The organism is Sinorhizobium sp. BJ1, from assembly GCF_002531555.1.
Classification (GTDB): domain Bacteria; phylum Pseudomonadota; class Alphaproteobacteria; order Rhizobiales; family Rhizobiaceae; genus Sinorhizobium; species Sinorhizobium fredii_B.
The window spans coordinates 356,893-376,749 of sequence record NZ_NWTH01000004.1 but is presented as its reverse complement, the minus strand read 5'-3'; the positions used below and the strand labels follow the sequence as shown (position 1 = coordinate 376,749).

16 protein-coding genes are annotated in these 19,857 nt (G+C 63.9%); all 16 read right to left on the bottom strand.

The window, feature by feature from the left end:
* Nucleotides 1-176: 176 nt before the first annotated feature.
* The gene (gene ftsZ, locus CO676_RS07890) at nucleotides 177-1,946 is read right to left on the bottom strand and encodes a cell division protein FtsZ (RefSeq protein WP_097520196.1); all 1,770 of its coding nucleotides are present in this window, start codon (nucleotides 1,944-1,946) and stop codon (nucleotides 177-179) included.
* 101 nt (nucleotides 1,947-2,047) lie between these two features.
* Nucleotides 2,048-3,379: a cell division protein FtsA gene (gene ftsA, locus CO676_RS07885; RefSeq protein ID WP_097520195.1), complete on the bottom strand. Its 1,332-nt coding sequence runs from the start codon at nucleotides 3,377-3,379 to the stop codon at nucleotides 2,048-2,050.
* Nucleotides 3,376-4,305: a cell division protein FtsQ gene (gene ftsQ, locus CO676_RS07880; RefSeq protein WP_014765160.1), complete on the bottom strand. Its 930-nt coding sequence runs from the start codon at nucleotides 4,303-4,305 to the stop codon at nucleotides 3,376-3,378. Before ftsQ ends, ftsA begins: the two co-directional genes overlap by 4 nt.
* The gene (locus tag CO676_RS07875; protein WP_014765161.1) at nucleotides 4,293-5,219 is read right to left on the bottom strand and encodes a D-alanine--D-alanine ligase; all 927 of its coding nucleotides are present in this window, start codon (nucleotides 5,217-5,219) and stop codon (nucleotides 4,293-4,295) included. Before CO676_RS07875 ends, ftsQ begins: the two co-directional genes overlap by 13 nt.
* Before the next feature lie 347 nt (nucleotides 5,220-5,566).
* Nucleotides 5,567-6,541: a UDP-N-acetylmuramate dehydrogenase gene (gene murB / locus CO676_RS07870; RefSeq protein ID WP_097520193.1), complete on the bottom strand. Its 975-nt coding sequence runs from the start codon at nucleotides 6,539-6,541 to the stop codon at nucleotides 5,567-5,569.
* A 3-nt stretch (nucleotides 6,542-6,544) separates the two neighbouring features.
* Nucleotides 6,545-7,954, bottom strand: coding sequence for a UDP-N-acetylmuramate--L-alanine ligase (murC, locus tag CO676_RS07865; RefSeq protein ID WP_097520191.1), 1,410 nt, complete (start codon nucleotides 7,952-7,954; stop codon nucleotides 6,545-6,547).
* On the bottom strand, nucleotides 7,951-9,072 hold the full coding sequence (murG, locus tag CO676_RS07860; RefSeq protein ID WP_097520189.1) for an undecaprenyldiphospho-muramoylpentapeptide beta-N-acetylglucosaminyltransferase: 1,122 nt from the start codon (nucleotides 9,070-9,072) through the stop codon (nucleotides 7,951-7,953). The genes murC and murG overlap by 4 nt, the downstream gene beginning before the upstream one ends.
* Before the next feature lie 3 nt (nucleotides 9,073-9,075).
* Entirely contained in the window at nucleotides 9,076-10,230 is a 1,155-nt protein-coding gene (gene ftsW, locus CO676_RS07855) for a putative lipid II flippase FtsW (protein WP_014765165.1), read from the bottom strand.
* 85 nt (nucleotides 10,231-10,315) lie between these two features.
* Nucleotides 10,316-11,707 (bottom strand): UDP-N-acetylmuramoyl-L-alanine--D-glutamate ligase, encoded by a 1,392-nt coding sequence (gene murD / locus CO676_RS07850; protein WP_097520188.1) that lies wholly within the window; start codon nucleotides 11,705-11,707, stop codon nucleotides 10,316-10,318.
* A 5-nt stretch (nucleotides 11,708-11,712) separates the two neighbouring features.
* Nucleotides 11,713-12,813, bottom strand: a complete 1,101-nt coding sequence (mraY, locus tag CO676_RS07845; protein WP_014765167.1) for a phospho-N-acetylmuramoyl-pentapeptide-transferase — start codon at nucleotides 12,811-12,813, stop codon at nucleotides 11,713-11,715.
* A gap of 110 nt (nucleotides 12,814-12,923) precedes the next feature.
* Nucleotides 12,924-14,399, bottom strand: coding sequence for a UDP-N-acetylmuramoylalanyl-D-glutamyl-2,6-diaminopimelate--D-alanyl-D-alanine ligase (locus CO676_RS07840; RefSeq protein ID WP_097520186.1), 1,476 nt, complete (start codon nucleotides 14,397-14,399; stop codon nucleotides 12,924-12,926).
* 1 nt (nucleotide 14,400) lies between these two features.
* Nucleotides 14,401-15,861: a UDP-N-acetylmuramoyl-L-alanyl-D-glutamate--2,6-diaminopimelate ligase gene (locus CO676_RS07835; RefSeq protein ID WP_097520184.1), complete on the bottom strand. Its 1,461-nt coding sequence runs from the start codon at nucleotides 15,859-15,861 to the stop codon at nucleotides 14,401-14,403.
* Between the two features lie 67 nt (nucleotides 15,862-15,928).
* A complete protein-coding gene (locus CO676_RS07830; RefSeq protein ID WP_097520182.1) occupies nucleotides 15,929-17,677 on the bottom strand; it encodes a penicillin-binding protein 2 in 1,749 nt (582 codons plus the stop codon).
* Nucleotides 17,677-18,078: a hypothetical protein gene (locus CO676_RS07825; RefSeq protein ID WP_014765171.1), complete on the bottom strand. Its 402-nt coding sequence runs from the start codon at nucleotides 18,076-18,078 to the stop codon at nucleotides 17,677-17,679. Before CO676_RS07825 ends, CO676_RS07830 begins: the two co-directional genes overlap by 1 nt.
* Before the next feature lie 6 nt (nucleotides 18,079-18,084).
* Nucleotides 18,085-19,110, bottom strand: a complete 1,026-nt coding sequence (gene rsmH, locus CO676_RS07820) for a 16S rRNA (cytosine(1402)-N(4))-methyltransferase RsmH (protein WP_097520180.1) — start codon at nucleotides 19,108-19,110, stop codon at nucleotides 18,085-18,087.
* Between the two features lie 14 nt (nucleotides 19,111-19,124).
* Nucleotides 19,125-19,565 (bottom strand): division/cell wall cluster transcriptional repressor MraZ, encoded by a 441-nt coding sequence (gene mraZ / locus CO676_RS07815; protein ID WP_097520178.1) that lies wholly within the window; start codon nucleotides 19,563-19,565, stop codon nucleotides 19,125-19,127.
* Nucleotides 19,566-19,857 lie beyond the last annotated feature (292 nt).

Here is a 19,857-nt window from a genome sequence, read left to right as displayed (position 1 = left end):
TTTCCGCTGCTGAAAATAAGAGTTCGGAGGCACCATTCCAAATCACTGTTCGTTTCGCTTTGTTACGCAATTCATATGCGCACAATGGAATGTTCAACCTATTGAGACAAAACGACAAAGTGAAAATGCCCGGGCTGTCGCCCGGGCATCGGCAAGGTGAAGGAACGGACTGCGAATCAGTTCGATTGACGGCGCAGGAACGCCGGGATCTCGAGCTGATCGTCCTCATTCGAGCGCATCTGCGCCGCCGCGCGGCCATGATCGTCGAGCTGGCCGCGGCGCGGAGCGTAGAGGCTCGCCTCCGGAGACAGCGGGCGGCGCTGCTGGGAAGCGGCGCTCGGTGCCGCCGACGTCATGTCGGAGGAGACGTTCTGGCTTTCCCGCTCACGCAGCCCAAGCGAGCTGGTGATCCGGTTGAGAAGGCCCATCGGACCACGCTCTTCCTGAAGCGCCGCCGCTGGCTGTGCGCGATGGTCGATCTCGGCCTTCACGACGGGCGGAAAGTCCTCGACTTTCGGCATGCGCACCGGCTCGGCCTGCTGGCGAACGACCGGAGCAGGCTCCTGGCGAACCGGCTGCGGTTGGATCTGCGGCTGAACCTGAGCCTGCATCGGAGTTTCGACGGGCCGCGGCATCGGCTGCGGCGCGCGTGCTACGGGAGCGGCTTCCACCGGAGCGGCGCCGGCAAAGAGTTTGCTCTGCGGGCGAAAGGTCTCTTCCTGGACCTGAGGAGCCGGTACGGCGACCTGGGCGCGCGTAGCGATATCGAGCTCCCGCTCCATTTCCGCTTCGCGGATCGCCAGCGCGATGTGGTCGACCGTGTTCTGTTGAACCGGCTGCTGCACCGGTTGCGGCTGCGGCGCCGGCTGTTGAGCGACGATCTGCTGCTGCGGCTGGGCCTGAACGGCTGCAGACGGACGGACGATCGGCTTCGGCGCTACCGGACGAAAGTCGGCAGAGCGGCCGGAGACCTCCGCAGCTCCACGATCGATGCCGGTTGCCACCACGGATACGCGGATCAGGCCTTCGAGATCTTCGTCGAAGGTCGCGCCGAGTATGATGTTGGCGTCCGGATCCACTTCCTCGCGGATGCGCGTGGCTGCCTCGTCCACCTCGAAGAGGGTGAGGTCGCGGCCGCCGGTGATCGAGATGAGCAGGCCTTGAGCGCCCTTCATCGAGGTTTCGTCGAGCAACGGATTGGCGATCGCGGCTTCTGCGGCGGCCATGGCGCGGCCTTCGCCAGAGGCTTCGCCCGTGCCCATCATGGCGCGGCCCATTTCGCGCATCACCGAGCGGACGTCGGCGAAGTCGAGATTGATGAGGCCTTCTTTGACCATGAGGTCGGTGATGCAGGCAACGCCCGAATAGAGAACCTGGTCGGCCATGGCGAAGGCGTCCGCGAAGGTCGTCTTGTCGTTGGCGATCCGGAACAGGTTCTGGTTCGGGATGACGATCAGCGTATCGACCGACTTCTGCAGGTCGGCGATGCCCTGGTCGGCGATGCGCATGCGACGCCCGCCTTCGAATTGGAAGGGCTTGGTGACGACGCCGACGGTCAGGATGCCCTTGTTGCGGGCGGCCTGGGCGACGATCGGCGCCGCGCCCGTGCCGGTGCCGCCGCCCATGCCGGCGGTGACGAAGCACATATGCGTACCCTGCAGATGATCGATGATCTCATCGATGCATTCTTCGGCGGCCGCACGACCGACTTCAGGCTGCGAGCCGGCGCCGAGACCCTCGGTGACGGCAACACCCATCTGGATGATTCGTTCGGCCTTGGTCATGGTGAGCGCCTGCGCATCCGTGTTGGCGACGACGAAATCGACGCCCTGGAGGCCCGCGGTGATCATGTTGTTGACGGCGTTGCCGCCGCCGCCGCCGACGCCAAAGACCGTGATACGGGGCTTCAGCTCGGTAATGTCCGGCTTTTGCAGGTTGATGGCCATAGTACCGTTCCTTCTCTTTTTCTGGCCGCCTTGCCGAGCCGGCCAAACCCTTCAAACTGAAATACCTGTCTTGCCCGGCGCCTGACTTGCGCCGGCGAAACTCAGAAACTCTCTTTCAACCACTGGCCCATCCGGGCGATACGGCTGTTGCCGCCGCCGAGGGCTGAGAACACGCCGCCCTGGCTGGCATGCGTCTCGAGATCGGCGACCTGCGGATAGATCATCAGCCCGACGGCCGTGGAGAATGCCGGACCCTTGGCGGCGGCCGGCAGGCCGGAAACGCCGAGCGGGCGACCGATGCGAACGTTGCGCGCGAGGATCCGACGCGCGGCTTCCGGAAGGCCGGTCAACTGGCTGGCACCGCCGGTCAGCACGATCCGCTTGCCGACGATCGGACTGAAACCGGACCGCTGGATGCGGTCTCGGATGAGCTCCATCGTTTCCTCGATCCGGGCGCGGACGATGCGCGAGACAAGCGCGCGCGGCACATGGGTCGGCTGGTCGCGGTCGTCCTCGCCGATCGGCGGAACAGAGACGATGTCGCGCTCGTCGGCGCTGTTCGGAAGCGCCGATCCATGCACGACCTTCAGTCGCTCCGCATCCTCGATTCGGGTCGAAAGTCCGCGCGCCAGGTCGGTCGTCACATGATGGCCACCAAGGCTGACGGCATCCGCATGGACGAGCTTGCCTTCGGCGAAGACCGAGATGGTCGTCGTGCCGCCACCCATGTCGATCGCCGCGCAGCCGAGCTCCACCTCGTCGTCGACGAGGGCGGCAAGACCGCTGGCATAGGGCGTGGCGACAATGCCTTCGACCGAGAGATGGGCGCGATTGACGCAAAGCTCGAGATTCTTCAGGGCCGCCCGTTCGACCGTCAGGACATGCATGTCGACCCCGAGCGCGTCGCCGAACATCGCCAGCGGGTCGCGGATACCGCGCTCTCCGTCGAGCGAAAAGCCGGTCGGCAGCGAATGGAGGACGGCCCGATCGGTTCTGAGCGACTGCTGGCCCGCGGCGGCAAGCACCTTCTTCAGATCGTTCGCGTCAACTTCCTGGCCGCCGAGGTCGATCGTCGCCGTATAGACGTCGCTCTGCAGGCGGCCGGCGGAGACATTGACGATGAGGCTGTCGATCGTCAGCCCCGCCATCCGCTCCGCCGCGTCGACAGCGAGCCGGACGACGCTTTCGGCGGCATCCAGATCGGCGATCACGCCGTTCTTCACGCCGCGCGACTTCTGGTGGCCGATGCCGATGATCTCGATATTGTGGGTGCGGCCGGGCAGTATCTGGCTCTCGGCGCGCGGCGTCAGCCGGCCGATCATGCAGACGACCTTGGTCGAGCCGATGTCGAGCACCGAAACGACATGCGACCGCTTCGAGGACAGCGGCTTCAGGCGCGGAAGGCCGAAACTGGCGGAACCGAACAGACTCATATCCGCTTCTCCTGCGCCTTCAGCATCTTCTCCCTCGCCTTCAATGCCACTTCCCGGCGCGCAACCGCTTCCGGTGTGAGTTGTACGGTCGTGCGGTCCTCGAGCCTCAGATCGACGGCAGCGATATCGCGCTCGAGAAGCTGATGACCCTCTTCCATCTCCGCGAGAACCCGCATCGCCTGGGCGACGTCCTTCTCCGGAAGCTTCACGACGATGCCGTTGTCGAGACGCAGATCCCAGCGCCGGCTGGCGACACGCACGAATGCCTTGACGCGCGCACGGAACTCGGGCCAGCGAGAAAACTCGTCATAGAAAGCAGCGGCAGCGGTTTCGGCATCGCGGCCGACGAAGAGCGGCAGTTCGGCGAACTTGTTGTCGCGAAGAGGGGCAATCACGCTGCCGCTACGCTCGATGAGCGACAGATCCGACCCGTGCTGCCATATGCCGAAGGCCTGGCGCTCTTTGAGATTCACCTCGATGGTAGCCGGGTAGATCTTGCGTACGGTCACGCTCTCCACCCACGGCAATTCACTGATCAGCCGACGCGCCTCGGCGATATCGAGGGCCACAAGCGAGGTCGTTCCGTCAAGACCGAGCTGCTGGAGAATGTCGATCTCGGAGGTCTGCTCGTTGCCGGAGACCCGGACGTCTTCGATGGCAAAGCCGGCGGCCGTCGTCGAAACCTGCGCGAAGTTCTGCGTGTGACCGCCGAGCGACATGCCGTAGAGCCCGGTCGCCAGGAGAAAGGCGACGGCAGAGACCGTGCCGGTATGAGCAGGAAAGCGGACGCGGCCGGCGCCAAGGCTGACCAGAAAACGGACGCCCTTGCGCAGCGGGCGCGGCAATACGAGCGCATCGTCACCCTCGGCCGCAACGCCGAGCGCAGGACGAACCCTTCTGCCCCTTCTGCCCCTCAACGCAAGCACGATGCGTCCTCCACCATCCACCTTAGAAACTCACCAAACTGAAGGCCCGCATGTTGCGCCATTTCTGGCACCAGGGAGGTCGGGGTCATGCCGGGTTGCGTATTGATCTCCAGCCAGATCAACTCGCCCTCGCCATCGCCACGATCATCGAAACGGAAGTCCGATCGGCTGACGCCGCGGCAACCGATCGCCTGATGCGCCTTCACCGCTAAGGATTGTATTTTTTGGTAAATATTTGGTGAAATCCGCGCCGGAATGACGTGTGTTGAACCACCTTTTACATATTTGGAATCATAGTCGTAAAAGGCATGCCCCTGCGGAATGATTTCGGTGACGCCGAGTGCCACGTCGCCCATGACGCCGCAGGTGAGTTCGCGGCCGGCAATGTAGCGCTCGACCATCACGCGGTCGCCGTAGCGCCATTCGCTGGATGTGATGACCTGGGGCGGATGCGACTGGTCTTCCTTGACGATGACGACGCCGAAGCTCGACCCTTCCCGCACCGGCTTCACCACATAAGGCGGCCGCATAGGATGGACGTTCCCGAACTCGCGGCGGTCCATAATCAAAGCGTCGGCAACGGGAATGCCGGCGGCCTTGGCGACATGTTTCGCCTGCGCCTTGTCCATCGCTAGCGCCGAGGCAAGGACGCCGGAGTGGGTATAGGGAATCTCGAGATATTCCAGGATGCCCTGGATTGTCCCGTCCTCGCCGAAGGGCCCATGCAGGGCATTGAAGACGACATCCGGACGCAAATCGGCGAGCACGGCGGCAACGTCACGCCCGACATCGACGCGCGAAACCCGGTAACCCTCGGCCTCCAGGGCATCCGCACAAGCCGCCCCGGAAGACAGGCTCACCGGCCTCTCCGAGGAAAATCCGCCCATCAGGACAGCAAGATGCCTGCCGCTCATTCAGACCCCCAAACAGTACGCCACTATCGCAAAGCTTGCTTGCGCCTGGCTGTTTCCGACAGCCCGAGTCGCGAGATCTCCGCGTCAGGCCACTACAACGACATTATGGTTAATGAATCGTTTACTTTGGTTAATTCTTCTTGCGGGAGCACTGTCTTCCGCCTCAGGAGAATCAACCAACATCAAGGGCTTCACGACTGAATCGGCGCTTTCTATGGCGACACGTAAAATGCGCAGAGTTGCAGGTTTCATTTGCGAAGCTGCGCTAACTGATGGGGCTCAGCTACAAGAATGAAAAAGGCCGCGGCGGTTTCCCGTCGCGGCCTTTTTCACTCTTCCTTCTCGCCTCAGCCCGCGGCGCGGCCGAGGAATTCCTTGATCTCGTAGCCCGGCATGAAATTGCCGATGCGCTTGATCTCCCACTCCAGCTTGATGCCGGAATGCTCCAGCACGCGGGCGCGCACCGTCTCGCCGAGATATTCGAGCTCGTAGCCGCTCGCCTGGCCTGTGTTGATCATGAAGTTGCAGTGGAGCGGCGACATCTGGGCTCCGCCGATCATCAAGCCGCGGCCGCCGGCCTCGTCGACCAGCTTCCAGGCCGAATGGTCTTTCGGATTCTTGAAGGTCGAACCGCCGGTCTTCTCGCGGATCGGCTGCACGGTCTCACGATGCTGGCGCACCGCATCCATGTCGCTGCGGATCTTCGCCTTGTCCTCCGGAAAACCTTCGAAGATCGCATGCGTGAAGATCAGATCCTTGGCGGCGGCGGTGTGCCGATAGGCATAGCCCATGTCGGCATTGCTCAACACATGCTTCTTGCCCTTGCGGTCGACCGCGTGGACCTCGACGACGCGTTCCCGGGTCTCGCCGCCATTGGCGCCGGCATTCATCCTCAGCGCGCCGCCGATCGAGCCAGGAATGCCGTAGTAGAAGTAGAAGCCGCCGATGCCATGGTCGAGCGCCATCGCCGCGATGTTCTTGTCCGGGCAGATCGCCCCCGCCATGATGCGGTTCTCCCCGACGATCTCCAGATCGCCGAAGCCCTTGGCGGAGAGGCGAATGACGACCCCCGGAATACCGCCGTCGCGCACCAGCAGGTTCGATCCGACGCCGATCACCATGACCGGCACCTCTTCCGGCACCAGCTTCAGGAAAGCGACGAGATCATCCGTGTCGTGCGGCTGGAACATCAGCTCGGCAAGCCCGCCCGCACGAAACCAGGTGACGCGGTCCATCGGGGCATCGGGCGTGATACGACCGCGAATTGCACTGACGCCGCTTCCGAGCGCGTCCAGGAGTTTCTGACCGTTAACCTGCTTCATGCTTCAACTTCCTGAAATATCCGCGAGTTCCTTGGGAAGCGCCGCGGCCCAATAGGTGATGCTGCCAGCCCCCAAGAGAACCACAAAGTCACCCGGCTGCGCAATCTTCGAGACGGCCGGCGCGAGTGCGTCCTGACCGGCGAGGTAGCGGGCGTCGCGATGGCCGGCAGCCTTGATACTGTTGACAAGCGCTTCGGAATTGACGCCGTCGATCGCGTCCTCGCCTGCCGCATAGACCGGCGCGATCAGAATAGTATCGGCATCGTTGAAGCAGGCGGAAAAATCCTCGAACAGGCTCGACAGGCGCGAATAGCGGTGCGGCTGGTGAACGGCGACGATGCGCCCCTGGCAGGCCTCGCGCGCCGCTCTCAGGACCGCCTTGATCTCGACCGGATGATGGCCGTAGTCGTCGAAGATGCGCGCTCCGTTCCATTCGCCGGTGAGCGTGAAGCGCCGCTTCACGCCGCTGAAGGAGGCAAGCCCCCTGGCGATCGCCTCCGGCTCCATGCCGAGGCGCTGAGCGACGGCGACAGCGGCCGTGGCGTTCGAGACATTGTGCCGGCCGGGCATCGGCAGGCGCAGGTCCTTCAGCTGGATCACCTGTCCGGTGCGCCGGCGGCGGATCTCGACATCGAAGACAGAGGTTGCGCCATCCATTCGGATATTGTGATAGCGCACGTCCGCCTGCGGGTTCTCGCCATAGGTCACGACCTTGCGGTCCTCGATCTTGCCGACCATGGACTGGACTTCCGGATGATCCAGGCAGAGAACGCCGAATCCGTAGAAGGGCACGTTCTCGACGAATTGCCGGAAGGCAGCACGCACGGCGTCGAAATTGCCGTAGTGGTCGAGGTGCTCCGGGTCGATATTTGTGACGACGGCGATATCGGCCGGGAGCTTCAGGAAGGTGCCGTCGGATTCGTCCGCCTCGACGACCATCCACTCGCCGGCGCCCATGCGCGCATTCGTGCCGTAGGCATTGATGATGCCGCCATTGATGACCGTCGGATCGAGACCGCCCGCGTCGAGCAGCGCGGCCACCATCGAGGTGGTCGTCGTCTTGCCGTGCGTGCCGCCGATGGCAATGGCATTGCGGAAGCGCATCAGTTCGGCCAGCATCTCGGCACGGCGCACCACCGGCAGGAACTTCTCGCGCGCCGCAATCAATTCGGGATTGTCCTTCTTGATCGCCGTCGAGACGACCACCACCTCGGCGTCGCCGAGGTTTTCCGCCTTGTGACCGACGGAGATCTTGATGCCCTTTTCGCGCAGGCGCTGCACATTGGCGCTGTCCGACTGGTCCGAGCCCTGCACCCGATGGCCGAGATTGTGCAGCACCTCGGCGATGCCGCTCATGCCGATGCCGCCGATCCCGATGAAATGTACGAGCCCGATCGTCTTCGGCATTTTCATGTGCGTGCTTCCTTGAATTTGGCGACTGTCGAGCCGCTGGCAATAGCCTCTACCAGGGATGCAAGCAAGCGCGCGGCATCCGGTTTCCCGGTTTCCCGGGCGTTCGCCGCCATCTGCGCCAGCGCCCCAGGGGTGTTCATGGCGTCGGAGAGGATGCCGGCCAGCCTTTCGGCGCTGAGCTCCGCCTGGGCGATGACCCGCGCTCCGCCCTTGGCGGCAAGCGCCGCGGCATTCGCTGCCTGATCGTGGTCGAGCGCGTAGGGATAGGGAACGAGAATGGCCGGACGGCCGATCACCGACACCTCGGAAACGGTCGAGGCGCCGGAACGGCAGACCACCAGTTGCGCCGATGCGATGCGGGCGGCCATGTCGGTGAAGAAGGGTGACACCTCGGCCGGAATTCCGAGCTTGTCGTAGGCGGCGGCGACACCCTCCCGGTCTTCCGGCCGCGCCTGCTGCGTCACCTTGAGCCGCCGGCGCTGAGCGTCGTCGAGCCGGCAGATCGCCTGCGGCACCGCCTTCGAGAAGAATTGTGCCCCCTGGCTGCCGCCGAAGACGACGAGATGGAACGGCCCGCCGTCCGGCGCCGCGTAGGCGACGCTGGCCGCCTCCAATACGGCGGGGCGGACCGGGTTTCCGGTCGTCACCGTCTTCGCCGCGAACTCTCCGACCCCTTCGGGAAGAAAGCCACCGGCAATCGCCTGTACCCGCGACGCGAGCAACTTGTTGGCACGCCCCATGACGGCATTCTGTTCGTGAATGAGCGACGGAACACTCATGCCGGTCGCGGCCAACAGCGGAGGCACCGTCGGATAGCCGCCGAACCCCACGACCGCCTTGGGCTTGTGGCGGGCAATCAGGCGCCGCGCGGCGCGTAAACCCGTCCAGAGCTTCCAGGCCGATTGCGCCAACTTGATCGGATTCTTCAAGCTGATCGTGGCGGAAGGCACGACATGCACCTCCTCGGCCGGGAATTTTCCGGCATAGCGCTCGGCACGGCTATCGGTCACGAGATGCACGGCATAGCCCGCCGCCTTCAGTTCATGCGCAAGCGCCTCCGCGGGAAAGAGGTGCCCGCCGGTCCCCCCGGCGGCGAGAAAAATGATGCCCTTGTCCATGTCTTACTCCGCCGGCACGCCGACGCCGGATCGAAAGAGGCTGCGCTCGACCGCGCGTTTCTCCGGCCGATGACGGGTGAGCGCCAGGACGAATCCGGCGGTCACGCAGATCGCCACCATCGACGAGCCGCCATAGGAGATCAGCGGCAGGGTCATGCCCTTGGCCGGAAGCAGTTCCAGGTTTACGCCGATATTGATCATCGACTGGATGCCAATCTGCAGCACCAGGCCGGCGACTGCAAAGCGGTTGAAATCGTTGCGTTCGCGGAAAGCATGGTTGAGCCCGCGCATGACCAGGAAGGCGAAGATCACCACGATGACCATGCAGAAGACGATGCCGAACTCCTCCGCCGCCACCGAGAAGACGAAGTCAGTGTGGCTGTCGGGGATGATGCGCTTGACGATGCCCTCGCCCGGGCCGCGGCCGAACCAGTCGCCGCGGATGATCGCGTCGCGCGCCGTATCCACCTGGAACGTATCGCCCTCACCGGTCATGAACCGGTCGATACGGCCGGCGACGTGCGGCAGCATCGTATAGGCGACGAAGAAGCCGCCCGCGGCCGCCCCGGCCAGCACGATGATCCAGAGCCAGGGCATGCCGGCCATGAAGAACATGCCGCCCCAGACCGCCGCAGTGAGGATCGTCTGGCCAAGGTCCGGCTGGGCGACAAGCAACGCGCCGACGATGCCGAAGAGCAGGATCGACAGCAGGTTGCCGGGGATTTCCGGCTGCTTCGCATGCTCGGCAAAAAGCCAGGCGCAAACGACGACGAAGGCCGGCTTCATGAACTCGGACGGCTGGATCGAAATGCCGGCGATCGAAATCCACCTGAGCGAGCCCTTAACCTCTTCGCCGATGAAGAGGACGAGAACCATCATACCGAGCGATGCAGCAAGGAGAATGATCGCCGCGCGCCTGACCTGTCGCGGCGACAGAAAGGATATGCCCACCATCACCACCAGCGACGGGAGAAGGAAGACCGCGTGACGCTTGACGAAGTGAAAGCTGTCGAGCCCGAGCCGCTCGGCGACCGGCGGGCTGGCCGCAAAGGAAAGCATGAAGCCGACGCCCATCAGGAGGATGAAGGTCGCCAGGAAGAACCTGTCTATCGTCCAGAACCAGTCGGCCACGGGGCCACGTTCGGCTCGGCTTACCATCTGTCTGTCCTCTTTTCCGGCGCACTATACGCCAAGTTCCTAATTCCCGGCTCCGCCGCGCCGATCCCGTCCAGGAAATCTCGCCTCAGATGAGCATGGTCACGCCTTCGAGCGCCGCCACATGGTCGACAAAGGCATCGCCGCGCATCTCGAAATTCTTATACTGGTCGAAGCTTGCGCAAGCCGGGGAAAGCATCACGGCGCCAGGACCCTGGCGATCGCGCGCCGCATCTGCCGCCGCGTGTGCGACCGCCTTTTCCAAGGTGCCGGAAATCTCGTAGGGTACCGCTTCGCCGAGCGTCGCCGCGAATGCGGGCGCCGCCTCACCGATCAGGTAGGCCTTGACGATCGCCGGGAAGAACGGCGTCAGCGAGGCAATCCCGCCTTCCTTCGGCAGTCCGCCGGCGATCCAATAGATCCGCTCGTAACTCGAAAGTGCCGGGGCCGCCGCATCGGCATTTGTCGCCTTGCTGTCATTGACGAAGACGATTTCGCCTCTCTTCGCGATCGGCTGCATCCGGTGCTTGAGGCCGGGAAAGCTCTCAAGCCCATTGACGATGTCCTGCTCGTCGACACCGACGGCAAGGCAGGCGGCAACGGCCGCCGCCGCATTCTGGGCATTGTGTCCGCCCCGCAGCGTCTGGATGCCGGAAAGGTCGGCGAAGCGCGCCGACGAGCCGCCCTCGGCCCGCATGAGTGACGACCCTTCGGCATAGATCCCATCGGCCAGTACATGACGGCGCGAGATGCGCACGACCCGGGTTCCGGCCCGCTCCACGCGGTCGGCGACCAGGCTCGAGAAACTGTCGTCGACGCCGACCACGGCCGTGCCGCTTCCCGCCACCAATCGTTCCTTGATGTCGGCATAGTGCTGCATGGTACCGTGCCGGTCCAAATGGTCGGGGGTGAGGTTGAGAAGAATTCCCGCCGTGGGGTCAAGCGTCGGCGCAAGGTCGATCTGATAGGATGAGCACTCGACCACGTAGAAGCGCCCCGCCTTCGGCGGATCGAGCGTCAGCACGGCCCTACCAATATTGCCGCCAAGCTGGGTGTCCCGCCCGCTGGTCTTCAGGATATGGGCGATCAGCGCCGTCGTCGTCGATTTGCCGTTGGTGCCGGTGATGGCGATGAAAGGGCATTCGGGCGCATGGGCGCGCCGCTCGCGCACGAACAGCTCGATGTCGCCGATGATCTCGACACCGGCTTGGTGGGCGAGATCGACGGTCCAGTGCGGCTTCGGATGCGTCAGCGGCACGCCCGGCGAAAGCACGAAAGCGGCGAAAGCGTTCCACTCGACATGGCGCAAATCCGCCGTTGCGATGCCTGCCGCGGCGGCCTTGGCGACGCTGTCGGGGTTGTCGTCCCAGGCGGTGACCTTTGCGCCGCCCGCTACCAGCGCCTCGGCCGTCGCCAGCCCAGAACCGCCGAGGCCGAAGAGCGCGACTCTCCTGCCCTTGAATGTGGTGACGGGGATCATCTCGCTTACCTGAGCTTGAGGGTCGAAAGACCGACCATCGCCAGAATGACCGCGACGATCCAGAAGCGGATCACTATCTGGCTCTCCGTCCAGCCCTTCTTCTCGAAGTGGTGGTGGATAGGCGCCATCAGGAAGACGCGCCTGCCGGTGCGCTTGAACCAGAAGACCTGGAGGATCACCGAAAGCGTCTCGATGACGAAGAGGCCGCCGATGATGATCATGACGATCTCGTGCTTGGTCGCGACGGCAACGGTGCCAATCAGGCCGCCGAGCGCAAGCGAACCGGTGTCGCCCATGAAGATCGCCGCCGGCGGCGCATTGAACCAGAGGAAGCCGAGGCCGGCGCCGATGACGGCACCGAGGACGACCGCGAGTTCGCCGGTGCCGGGCACGAAATGGATCTGCAGATAGTTGGCGAACACGGCGTTACCGGCGAGATAGGCGATCAGTCCGAAGGCTGCGGAGGCGATCATCACCGGCACAATGGCGAGACCATCGAGACCGTCCGTCAGGTTCACGGCATTGCCGGCGCCGACGATGACGAAACCACCGAAAAGCACGAAGAAATAGCCGAGATTGAGCATCAGGTCCTTGAAGAAGGGGAAGGTCAGCGACGAGCCGAAGGTCGAGCCCGCGCTACCGGCAGACTGCGCCGCCTGCATCATGAAGAAGACCGCGATGGCTGCGATGACGAATTCGATGCCGAGGCGCGCCTTGCCGGAAAAGCCTTTGTCCGACTGCTTGGTGACCTTGAGATAGTCGTCGTAGAAGCCGATGGCGCCGAAGCCCAGCGTTACCAACAGCGTCGACACGACATAAATGCTTGAGAGATCGGCCCAGAGCAGTGCCGAGCCGACGATGCCGGCGAGGATCATCAGTCCGCCCATGGTGGGCGTGCCAGCCTTCTTGAAGTGCGTCTGCGGGCCGTCGGCGCGGATCGGCTGACCCTTGCCCTGGCGAATGCGCAGTGACGAGATTATGGCCGGCCCGAACAGGAACACGATCAGCGCGGAGGTGAAGAGAGCTGCACCCGTGCGGAAAGTGATGTAGCGGAAGAGATTGAAGAATTGAAAGTGGTCCGCCAGTTCCACGAGCCAGATCAGCATAAGGGACCTTTCCCCAAAGGTTTAGACTTGGACATCGCCCAACAGAATCATCTGATGAACGATACCCACTTGCGCATGACTATGTTAGGCCAATTCCCCTGGCCCAGGCCTTATCCACCAGCATTGGTGGCACTGCCTCTATACTTCGCCTCTATACTTTCCCCCGCTTCGGCCTTCTCTTCGGGATAGGCATCGAGAAGAGCCTGAACGATCTTGGCGCAGCCGGTGCCCTTCGATGATTTGACCATCACCACGTCGCCGGCAGCAACCGCGCCGAGTGCGTAAGAGGTGAGATCTCCGACCGCCTCGCGGTGAACGACCGTAACCTCGGCCGGCAAAGCGTCACGCAGATGCGCCATGTCGGGCCCGGCGAGCCAGACGTCGGCAATGCCCGCCTCTACGATCGGCTCCGCCAAAGCGGCATGTACAGCCGCGGCGTGCTCGCCCATCTCCAGCATGTCGCCGAGAATCGCGATACGGCGGCCGCCGGCCGCCGGATCGGCATCGCGCAGGAGGGAGATCGCCGCCCGCATCGACGCCGGGTTGGCATTGTAGCTTTCGTCGATCAGCGTCAGGTGACCCGCGCCAATCTTCAGGCGGTGCCGCAATCCCCGGCCCTTTTCAGGCTGCATGGTCGCGAGCGAGGCAACGACGCGATCGAGGCCCGCGCCGGCGAGTTGCGCGGCGGCAATCACCGCCAGGGCATTCTCGGCAATATGCCTTCCCGGAGCGCCGATCGTGACTTCCAGTGTTCGGCCGCCGATGCCGGCCCAGAGGACGGATCGATCCGCGCCCGCGGCGAACTCGATCAGCCGATATTCCGATTTTGGGTTGGCGCCGAAGGCGTGGATGTGACCAACGCCTGCCGCCGCGGCTGCCCTTTCGAGGAGATCGAACTGCGGACTGTCGCGGTTGATCACCGCATGGCCGCCCTTGACGACGCCCTCGAAGATCTCCGCCTTCGCCGAGGCGATCTCGTCAAGACTGGCGAAGTTGCCGAGATGGGCAGCGGCAATGCTGGTGACGACGGCCACATGCGGACGTACCATCGCGGTCAACGGCCGGATCTCGCCATGATGGTTCATGCCGATCTCGAAGATGCCGAAATCGGTCGTCTCCGGCATCCGCGCAAGCGTCAGCGGCACACCCCAATGATTGTTGAACGATGCGACGGAGGCATGGACGCGGCCGAGCGGCGACAGAACGTGCCGCAGCATCTCCTTCGTCGTCGTCTTGCCGACCGAGCCAGTGACGGCGATGACCTTCGCGGCACTGCGGTCGCGCGCGGCGCAGCCGAGGCGGATCATCGCCTCCAGGACGTCATCGACGACGATCATCGGCGCGATCAACCGCCCGAGCGCCGGAAGCTTGCCTTCACTGACAACGAGCAGCGAGGCGCCGTTGGCAAGCGCGAGGCCGGCATAGTCGTGTCCATCGACCCGATCGCCCCTGATCGCGAAAAAGGCCTCGCCCTTGGCAATCGTGCGGCTGTCGATCGAGATGCCGATGATCCCATCCGGCAGGTTTCCGACCGGGCGGCCATTCATGGCCGCAAGCAGATCGCTGCATGTCCAGAGCCAGCTCACATCACAGCCCTCCCAGCGCCTTGCGTACTTCCGCGTGATCGGAGAATGGCAGCGTCACGGAGCCGATTGTCTGCCCCTCCTCATGCCCCTTGCCGGCAACTATCAGCGTATCGCCGGCTTGCAGCATGCCGACGGCGGTCCGGATAGCCTCGGCGCGGTCGGCGATTTCGGTCGCTCCTGTGGCACCGGCCATGATCTCCGAGCGGATCACTTCGGGGATTTCCGAGCGCGGATTGTCGTCGGTGACGATGACGACGTCGGCGAGCCGCGCGGCAACTTCACCCATGATCGGCCGCTTGCCCTTGTCACGGTCGCCGCCGCAGCCGAAGACGACGATAACCCGTCCGGTGGTGAACGGGCGCACGGATTCAAGCACGTTTTCAAGCGCGTCGGGCTTGTGGGCATAGTCCACATAGGCAAGCGCGCCGTCCTTCGTCTGGCCGACCAGTTCCAGCCGGCCGGAGGCGCCCTGCAGTTTTTCGAGCGCCGAGAAGGCCGCCTTGGCGGCGATCCCGGTGGACATCGCAAGGCCGGCGGCGACAAGGGCATTGGCCACCTGGAAATCGCCGGCGAGCGGCACATGGATTTCGAAGATGTCGTCGCCGACATGGACTTCCGCCGACTGCTTGTGGCGGAAATGCTCGACCCGCTTCAAGCTGATGAAATCGCCGTTACGGCCGACGGTGCGCACGTCGTGCCCGGCCTTGCGGGCCGCGGCAATCGCCTCGGCCGACCATTGGTCGTCGGCAAAGATCACCGCCGGCGAACCTTTCGGCAACAGTGCGCCGAAGAGGCGCATCTTCGAGGCCATGTAGTGCTCGACGGTCGGGTGGTAGTCCATATGGTCGCGGCCGAGATTGGTGAAGGCGGCGGCGGCGAGCCGAACCCCATCGAGCCGGCTCTGGTCGAGACCGTGGCTGGAGGCCTCCATCGCCGCGTGGGTAATGCCTTCGTCGGCAAGTTCGGCAAGCAGCTTGTGAAGCGACACCGGGTCCGGAGTGGTCAGCGAACCATAGTCGTTGCGTCCCGGCGCCGTGACGCCTGTGGTACCGATCATCGCTGCCGAAAGCCCGGCATGCGCCCAGATCTGACGCGTAAACGAGGCGACCGAGGTCTTCCCCGCAGTGCCGGTCACCGCCACCATCGTCTCGGGCTGGCGCCCGTAGAGGCGGGCCGCGGCCTGCGCCAGGAAGCGACGCGGTTCGGCAAGCTCGAAGACCGGTGTGCCGGCCTCCCCTCCAGAGCCCTTTGCGGCAATTACCGCCGCCGCGCCGCGCGACAGGGCGTCGGCGATATAGGCGGTGCCATTCGCTTTCGTGCCGGCGACGGCCACGAAAAGATCGCCCGGCTTGACCTGCCGGCTGTCGGCGGTGATGCCGGCAATGTCGATCTCCGCGTCATTGCCCTTCAGTTGCGCCAAAAGTTCCGGGAAAGTCGTTCCCGCCAGGTCCCTGATCTTCATGAACTGCACGTCTCACACCGATATCAATCCGCCGAAATCGCGAATCGTCCGCATTCTCATTTCACGGTCAATAAGACACAAGCAAGGCAGAACCGTCTTCTCCGAATTTCGGTTCGACACCGAGCAGCGGTGCCGAGCGGCTGATAATGTCGCGGACCATCGGCGCGGCATTGGAGCCGGCGGTGCGTCCGCCGCCCTCGCCGGTCGTCGGCGCGTCGATGAAGGTCAGCACGATGTACTTCGGATCGTCGATCGGAAACGCCGCCAGAAAGGCGTTGAAGTTCAGGTCATTGGCGTAGCGGCCATTGACGACCTTGTCGGCCGTGCCGGTCTTGCCGCCGACATTGAAGCCCGGGACGAGCGCCCGCTTGCCGGAGCCGGCAATGCCATTCCAGCGAAGCAGGTAGCGCATGTCGTCGCTCGTGCTCTTCTTGACGACCGCAGTCGCGAGTTCGCTCGCCTGCTCCTCGGTGCGCGGCAGGAAGGTCGGCGGGATAAGCTTGCCGCCATTGACCAGAGCAGCGCCGGCTACCGCCGTCTGCAATGGCGTCGTCGAGACGCCATGACCGAAGGAAATGGTGATCGAGCTGATCTTCTTCCACTCTCGCGGCTGGCTTGGCGCTTTGACCTCCGGAAGCTCCGTCGGCAGTTTCGTGAGCAGGCCCAGGCGGGTCAGGAATTCCTTATGCCCAGGAATGCCCACGAGGTCGGCGATTTTGGCCGTGCCGATGTTGGAAGAATACTGGAAGATCTCCGGCACGGTCAGCACGCGGCGCTTACCGTGGAAGTCCTTGATAGTGAAGCCGCCGATGCGGATGGGCGCCGTCGCGTCGAAGCTGTCGTTGAGCGTTACCTTCCCGGAATCGAGACCCATGGCAATGGTGAAGGTCTTGAAGGTGGAGCCCATCTCGAACGTGCCGTTCGACATACGGTTCATCCAGCCTTCTTCGGCCCCCTCCGCAGGCTTGTTGGGGTCATAGTCCGGAACAGAGGCCATCGCCAGCACTTCGCCGGTGTGCACGTCCATGACGACGGCGCCGGCAGCGATTGCCTTATAGTTCTTCATGCCGGAATCGATGACGTCGCGCACGATGTTCTGGACGCGCACGTCGATCGAGAGCTTGACCGGTTCGAGCTTGGCGTCGCTGGTCATGCCGATCGCCGCCAGATCGGCAAGCCCCTGGCTGTCGATGTAGCGCTCCATGCCGGCGACGCCGCGGTTGTCGATGTTGACATGTCCAAGGATATGAGCGGCCGTCGGGCCGCCGGGATAGAAACGGCGCTTCTCTGGTCGGAAGCCGATCCCGGGAATACCGAGCGCCAGGATTTCGCTCTGCTGCTTCGGCGTCAATTGCCGGCGCAGCCACTGGAAACGCGAGTTCGATTTGAGCTTGTTGTAGATCTCTCGAGCGTTGAGGTCGGGCAGAACCGTCGCGAGCCGCTCCACCGCCTCGTCGGCATCGACGATCTTGTGCGGCTCGGCATAGAGCGACACGGTGCGGATGTCGGTCGCGAGAATCTCGCCGTTGCGATCGAGGATGTCGGGACGCGAGGCCAAAAGGTTGTCGGCGCGCCCGATCGAGGAAACCGTCTCCGGCTGCGCGACACCGTATTGCACCAGCCGCCCGCCGATCACCGCATAGGCGATGCCGAAGCTCGCAATGACGATCGCAACGCGGCTTTTCGCCTGGCTGGCGCTCTTCTTGCGGGTGCCCTGGAACGTGACGCTGACGCCCGCCTCCGCGGGGCGGTTGTTGCCACCGGCCGAGAAATGCGCCTTGCTCTTCAACACCATGATACGGGAGAGAAACGACATCAGCGCGCCACCGAACCTGTTTCGATATTATCGGCATTGATGACGGCGGCGACGCCATCGTCCTTCTTGCCTTTCCCCTTCTTGTCCTTGCCCTCCTCCGGAGGCGGCACATCCGCCTTCAGCATCGGCAGTTCCTCGGGTCTGGCGAGTTGTGTCGAGGGCGTCGGCGTGAGCTGCAGGTCGACGGCGAAGGCGCCGACGAGCCGCTCCAGCCGGTTGGGCTGGGTCAGCAACGCCCAGTCGGCCTTGAGCAGGTCGATCGTGTCCTCCTCCAGCTTGATCGCAGCATCAAGTCTGCGGACCTCCTCGAGCTTGTTCTCGGCCTGGTGCTTGATCGTGTAGGTGACCGTGGCGGCCCCCGTCATGATGACAATCAGCACGATATCCAGCGTTCTGAGCATCGTCTCTTAGCCCCCTAGTCTGGCAAGGCTCGCCAGCTCCGGCAGGTTGAAAATGGACAGATCGGTTCCCGGCGACGGAGCCTGCGTGCGGATACCGGCCCTGAGTTTCGCCGACCGGGCGCGCGGATTGCGGGACGATTCTTCCTCGCTCGCCGCAACCATAGGCTTGCCGACTGGCGTGAAGGTTGCGTCGCGTGCCGTCACCAGCGGAAGGTGGCGAGAACCGCCCGCCTTTCCGGAGCGGTCCTGGAAGAATGTCTTGACGATCCTGTCCTCGAGAGAGTGAAAGGTGACGACGACGAGCCGCCCGCCGGGCTTCAGAGCCTGTTCGGCGGCAAAAAGCGCATGGGCGAGTTCGCCGAGTTCGTCGTTGACGAAGATGCGCAGCGCCTGGAAGACGCGGGTCGCCGGATGGATCTTGTCCTTCGCCTTGCGCGGCGTCACCGTCTCGATGAGATTGGCGAGATCGCGGGTCTTTTCGAAGGGCTGCTCGGCGCGACGCTTCTCGATCGCACGCGCGATGCGGCCCGCCTGCTTCTCCTCGCCCAGAAAGCCGAAGATGCGGATGAGGTCGGAGACCTTGGCCCGATTGACGACATCGGCGGCCGAGACGCCGGCACCCGACATTCGCATGTCGAGGGGACCCTGCCTCTGGAAGGAGAAGCCGCGCTCCGCCTCGTCGATCTGCATGGACGAAACGCCGATATCGAACACGATGCCGTCGAGCCCGCCTTCCGGCACATGATCCGCCAGCTCGGAAAAGCGCGAATGAATGAGCTTGAGCCTGCCGCCGGCGGCGGCAACCATTGGCTGGCCAGCCGAGATCGCCGTCGGATCCCGGTCGAGCGCGATCACCTCGGCGCCCGCATCGAGGAGCGCCGACGTGTAGCCACCGGCCCCGAAGGTGCCGTCGAGAATGATCTTGCCGGGCGCCGGATCAAGAGCCGCCAGCACTTCGGCAAGCATGACGGGAATGTGACGAACCGGTCCGCCATCGGCTTCAGAAGCTCTGCCGCCTTGATCCGTCACCATTCCGCCTCTCCACTCTAATCCGGACGCAGCCCCCGTCGCTTGCGCCCTTCCCGGGCCTCCGCCTGCGCCCTCGCAAACGCTTGCGGCTCCCAGAGCTGAAAATGATCGCCCCGCCCGACGAAAGTCACGTCGGTCGAGATGCCGGTGAAGTCGCGGATGAAATCCGTCACCATTAGCCGGCCCTCCGGGTCGAGCTTCACGAAGACGCCGCCCCCGTGAACGAGGAGCGACATCTGGTTGGCCGCATCCGAGAACGGATCCTCGGCCGCCATCTGTCTCTCGAACCGGTCCAGAAGCTCCGGCCCACCGACGCTGATCGCCGGAAAGACGAAGTCCTGGAAGCAGTATAGCTCCCGCATCCCCGCCTCCGAAAGCGCGGCGCGGAAAGCCGAAGGTACGGAGACCCGCCCCTTGGCATCGACCCGGTTCGTAGCATGTGACAAGAAGCGGTTCATGACGCGAAACGGCCGCCCCCGACTGACGGGCCACGTTCATCGGCCCGCTCGAACACTCGCCTGCGCTCGCAAAAGACCCCCGCCGGGCACGAGCGCGCCCGCCTGAACCTTCCGAGGAAGGGACCCTGGAATTTCGCGATGAGGGGCCACGACGCGGCCCTTGCGCAGTACCATTATGGGATAACATGGGACCATATGGGCGTCAATGGGAGAAGCTCTTAAACAGTCTCGCGGATGAACCAATATTGATCTGTTGTTAAGTTTAACGAAAGGTTACGATCAGACGCCTATT

Coding starts and splice junctions, on each gene's coding strand:
- murB (WP_097520193.1), bottom strand. CDS start 6,541: ATGAAGCAGGTTAACGGTCAGAAACTCCTGGACGCGCTCGGAAGCGGC.
- rsmH (WP_097520180.1), bottom strand. CDS start 19,110: ATGGTGACGGATCAAGGCGGCAGAGCTTCTGAAGCCGATGGCGGACCG.
- CO676_RS07875 (WP_014765161.1), bottom strand. CDS start 5,219: ATGAGCGGCAGGCATCTTGCTGTCCTGATGGGCGGATTTTCCTCGGAG.
- murG (WP_097520189.1), bottom strand. CDS start 9,072: ATGGACAAGGGCATCATTTTTCTCGCCGCCGGGGGGACCGGCGGGCAC.
- CO676_RS07830 (WP_097520182.1), bottom strand. CDS start 17,677: ATGTCGTTTCTCTCCCGTATCATGGTGTTGAAGAGCAAGGCGCATTTC.
- ftsZ (WP_097520196.1), bottom strand. CDS start 1,946: ATGGCCATCAACCTGCAAAAGCCGGACATTACCGAGCTGAAGCCCCGT.
- ftsA (WP_097520195.1), bottom strand. CDS start 3,379: ATGAGTCTGTTCGGTTCCGCCAGTTTCGGCCTTCCGCGCCTGAAGCCG.
- ftsW (WP_014765165.1), bottom strand. CDS start 10,230: ATGGTAAGCCGAGCCGAACGTGGCCCCGTGGCCGACTGGTTCTGGACG.
- murD (WP_097520188.1), bottom strand. CDS start 11,707: ATGATCCCCGTCACCACATTCAAGGGCAGGAGAGTCGCGCTCTTCGGC.
- mraY (WP_014765167.1), bottom strand. CDS start 12,813: ATGCTGATCTGGCTCGTGGAACTGGCGGACCACTTTCAATTCTTCAAT.
- mraZ (WP_097520178.1), bottom strand. CDS start 19,565: ATGAACCGCTTCTTGTCACATGCTACGAACCGGGTCGATGCCAAGGGG.
- CO676_RS07825 (WP_014765171.1), bottom strand. CDS start 18,078: ATGCTCAGAACGCTGGATATCGTGCTGATTGTCATCATGACGGGGGCC.
- murC (WP_097520191.1), bottom strand. CDS start 7,954: ATGAAAATGCCGAAGACGATCGGGCTCGTACATTTCATCGGGATCGGC.
- CO676_RS07835 (WP_097520184.1), bottom strand. CDS start 15,861: ATGAAGATCAGGGACCTGGCGGGAACGACTTTCCCGGAACTTTTGGCG.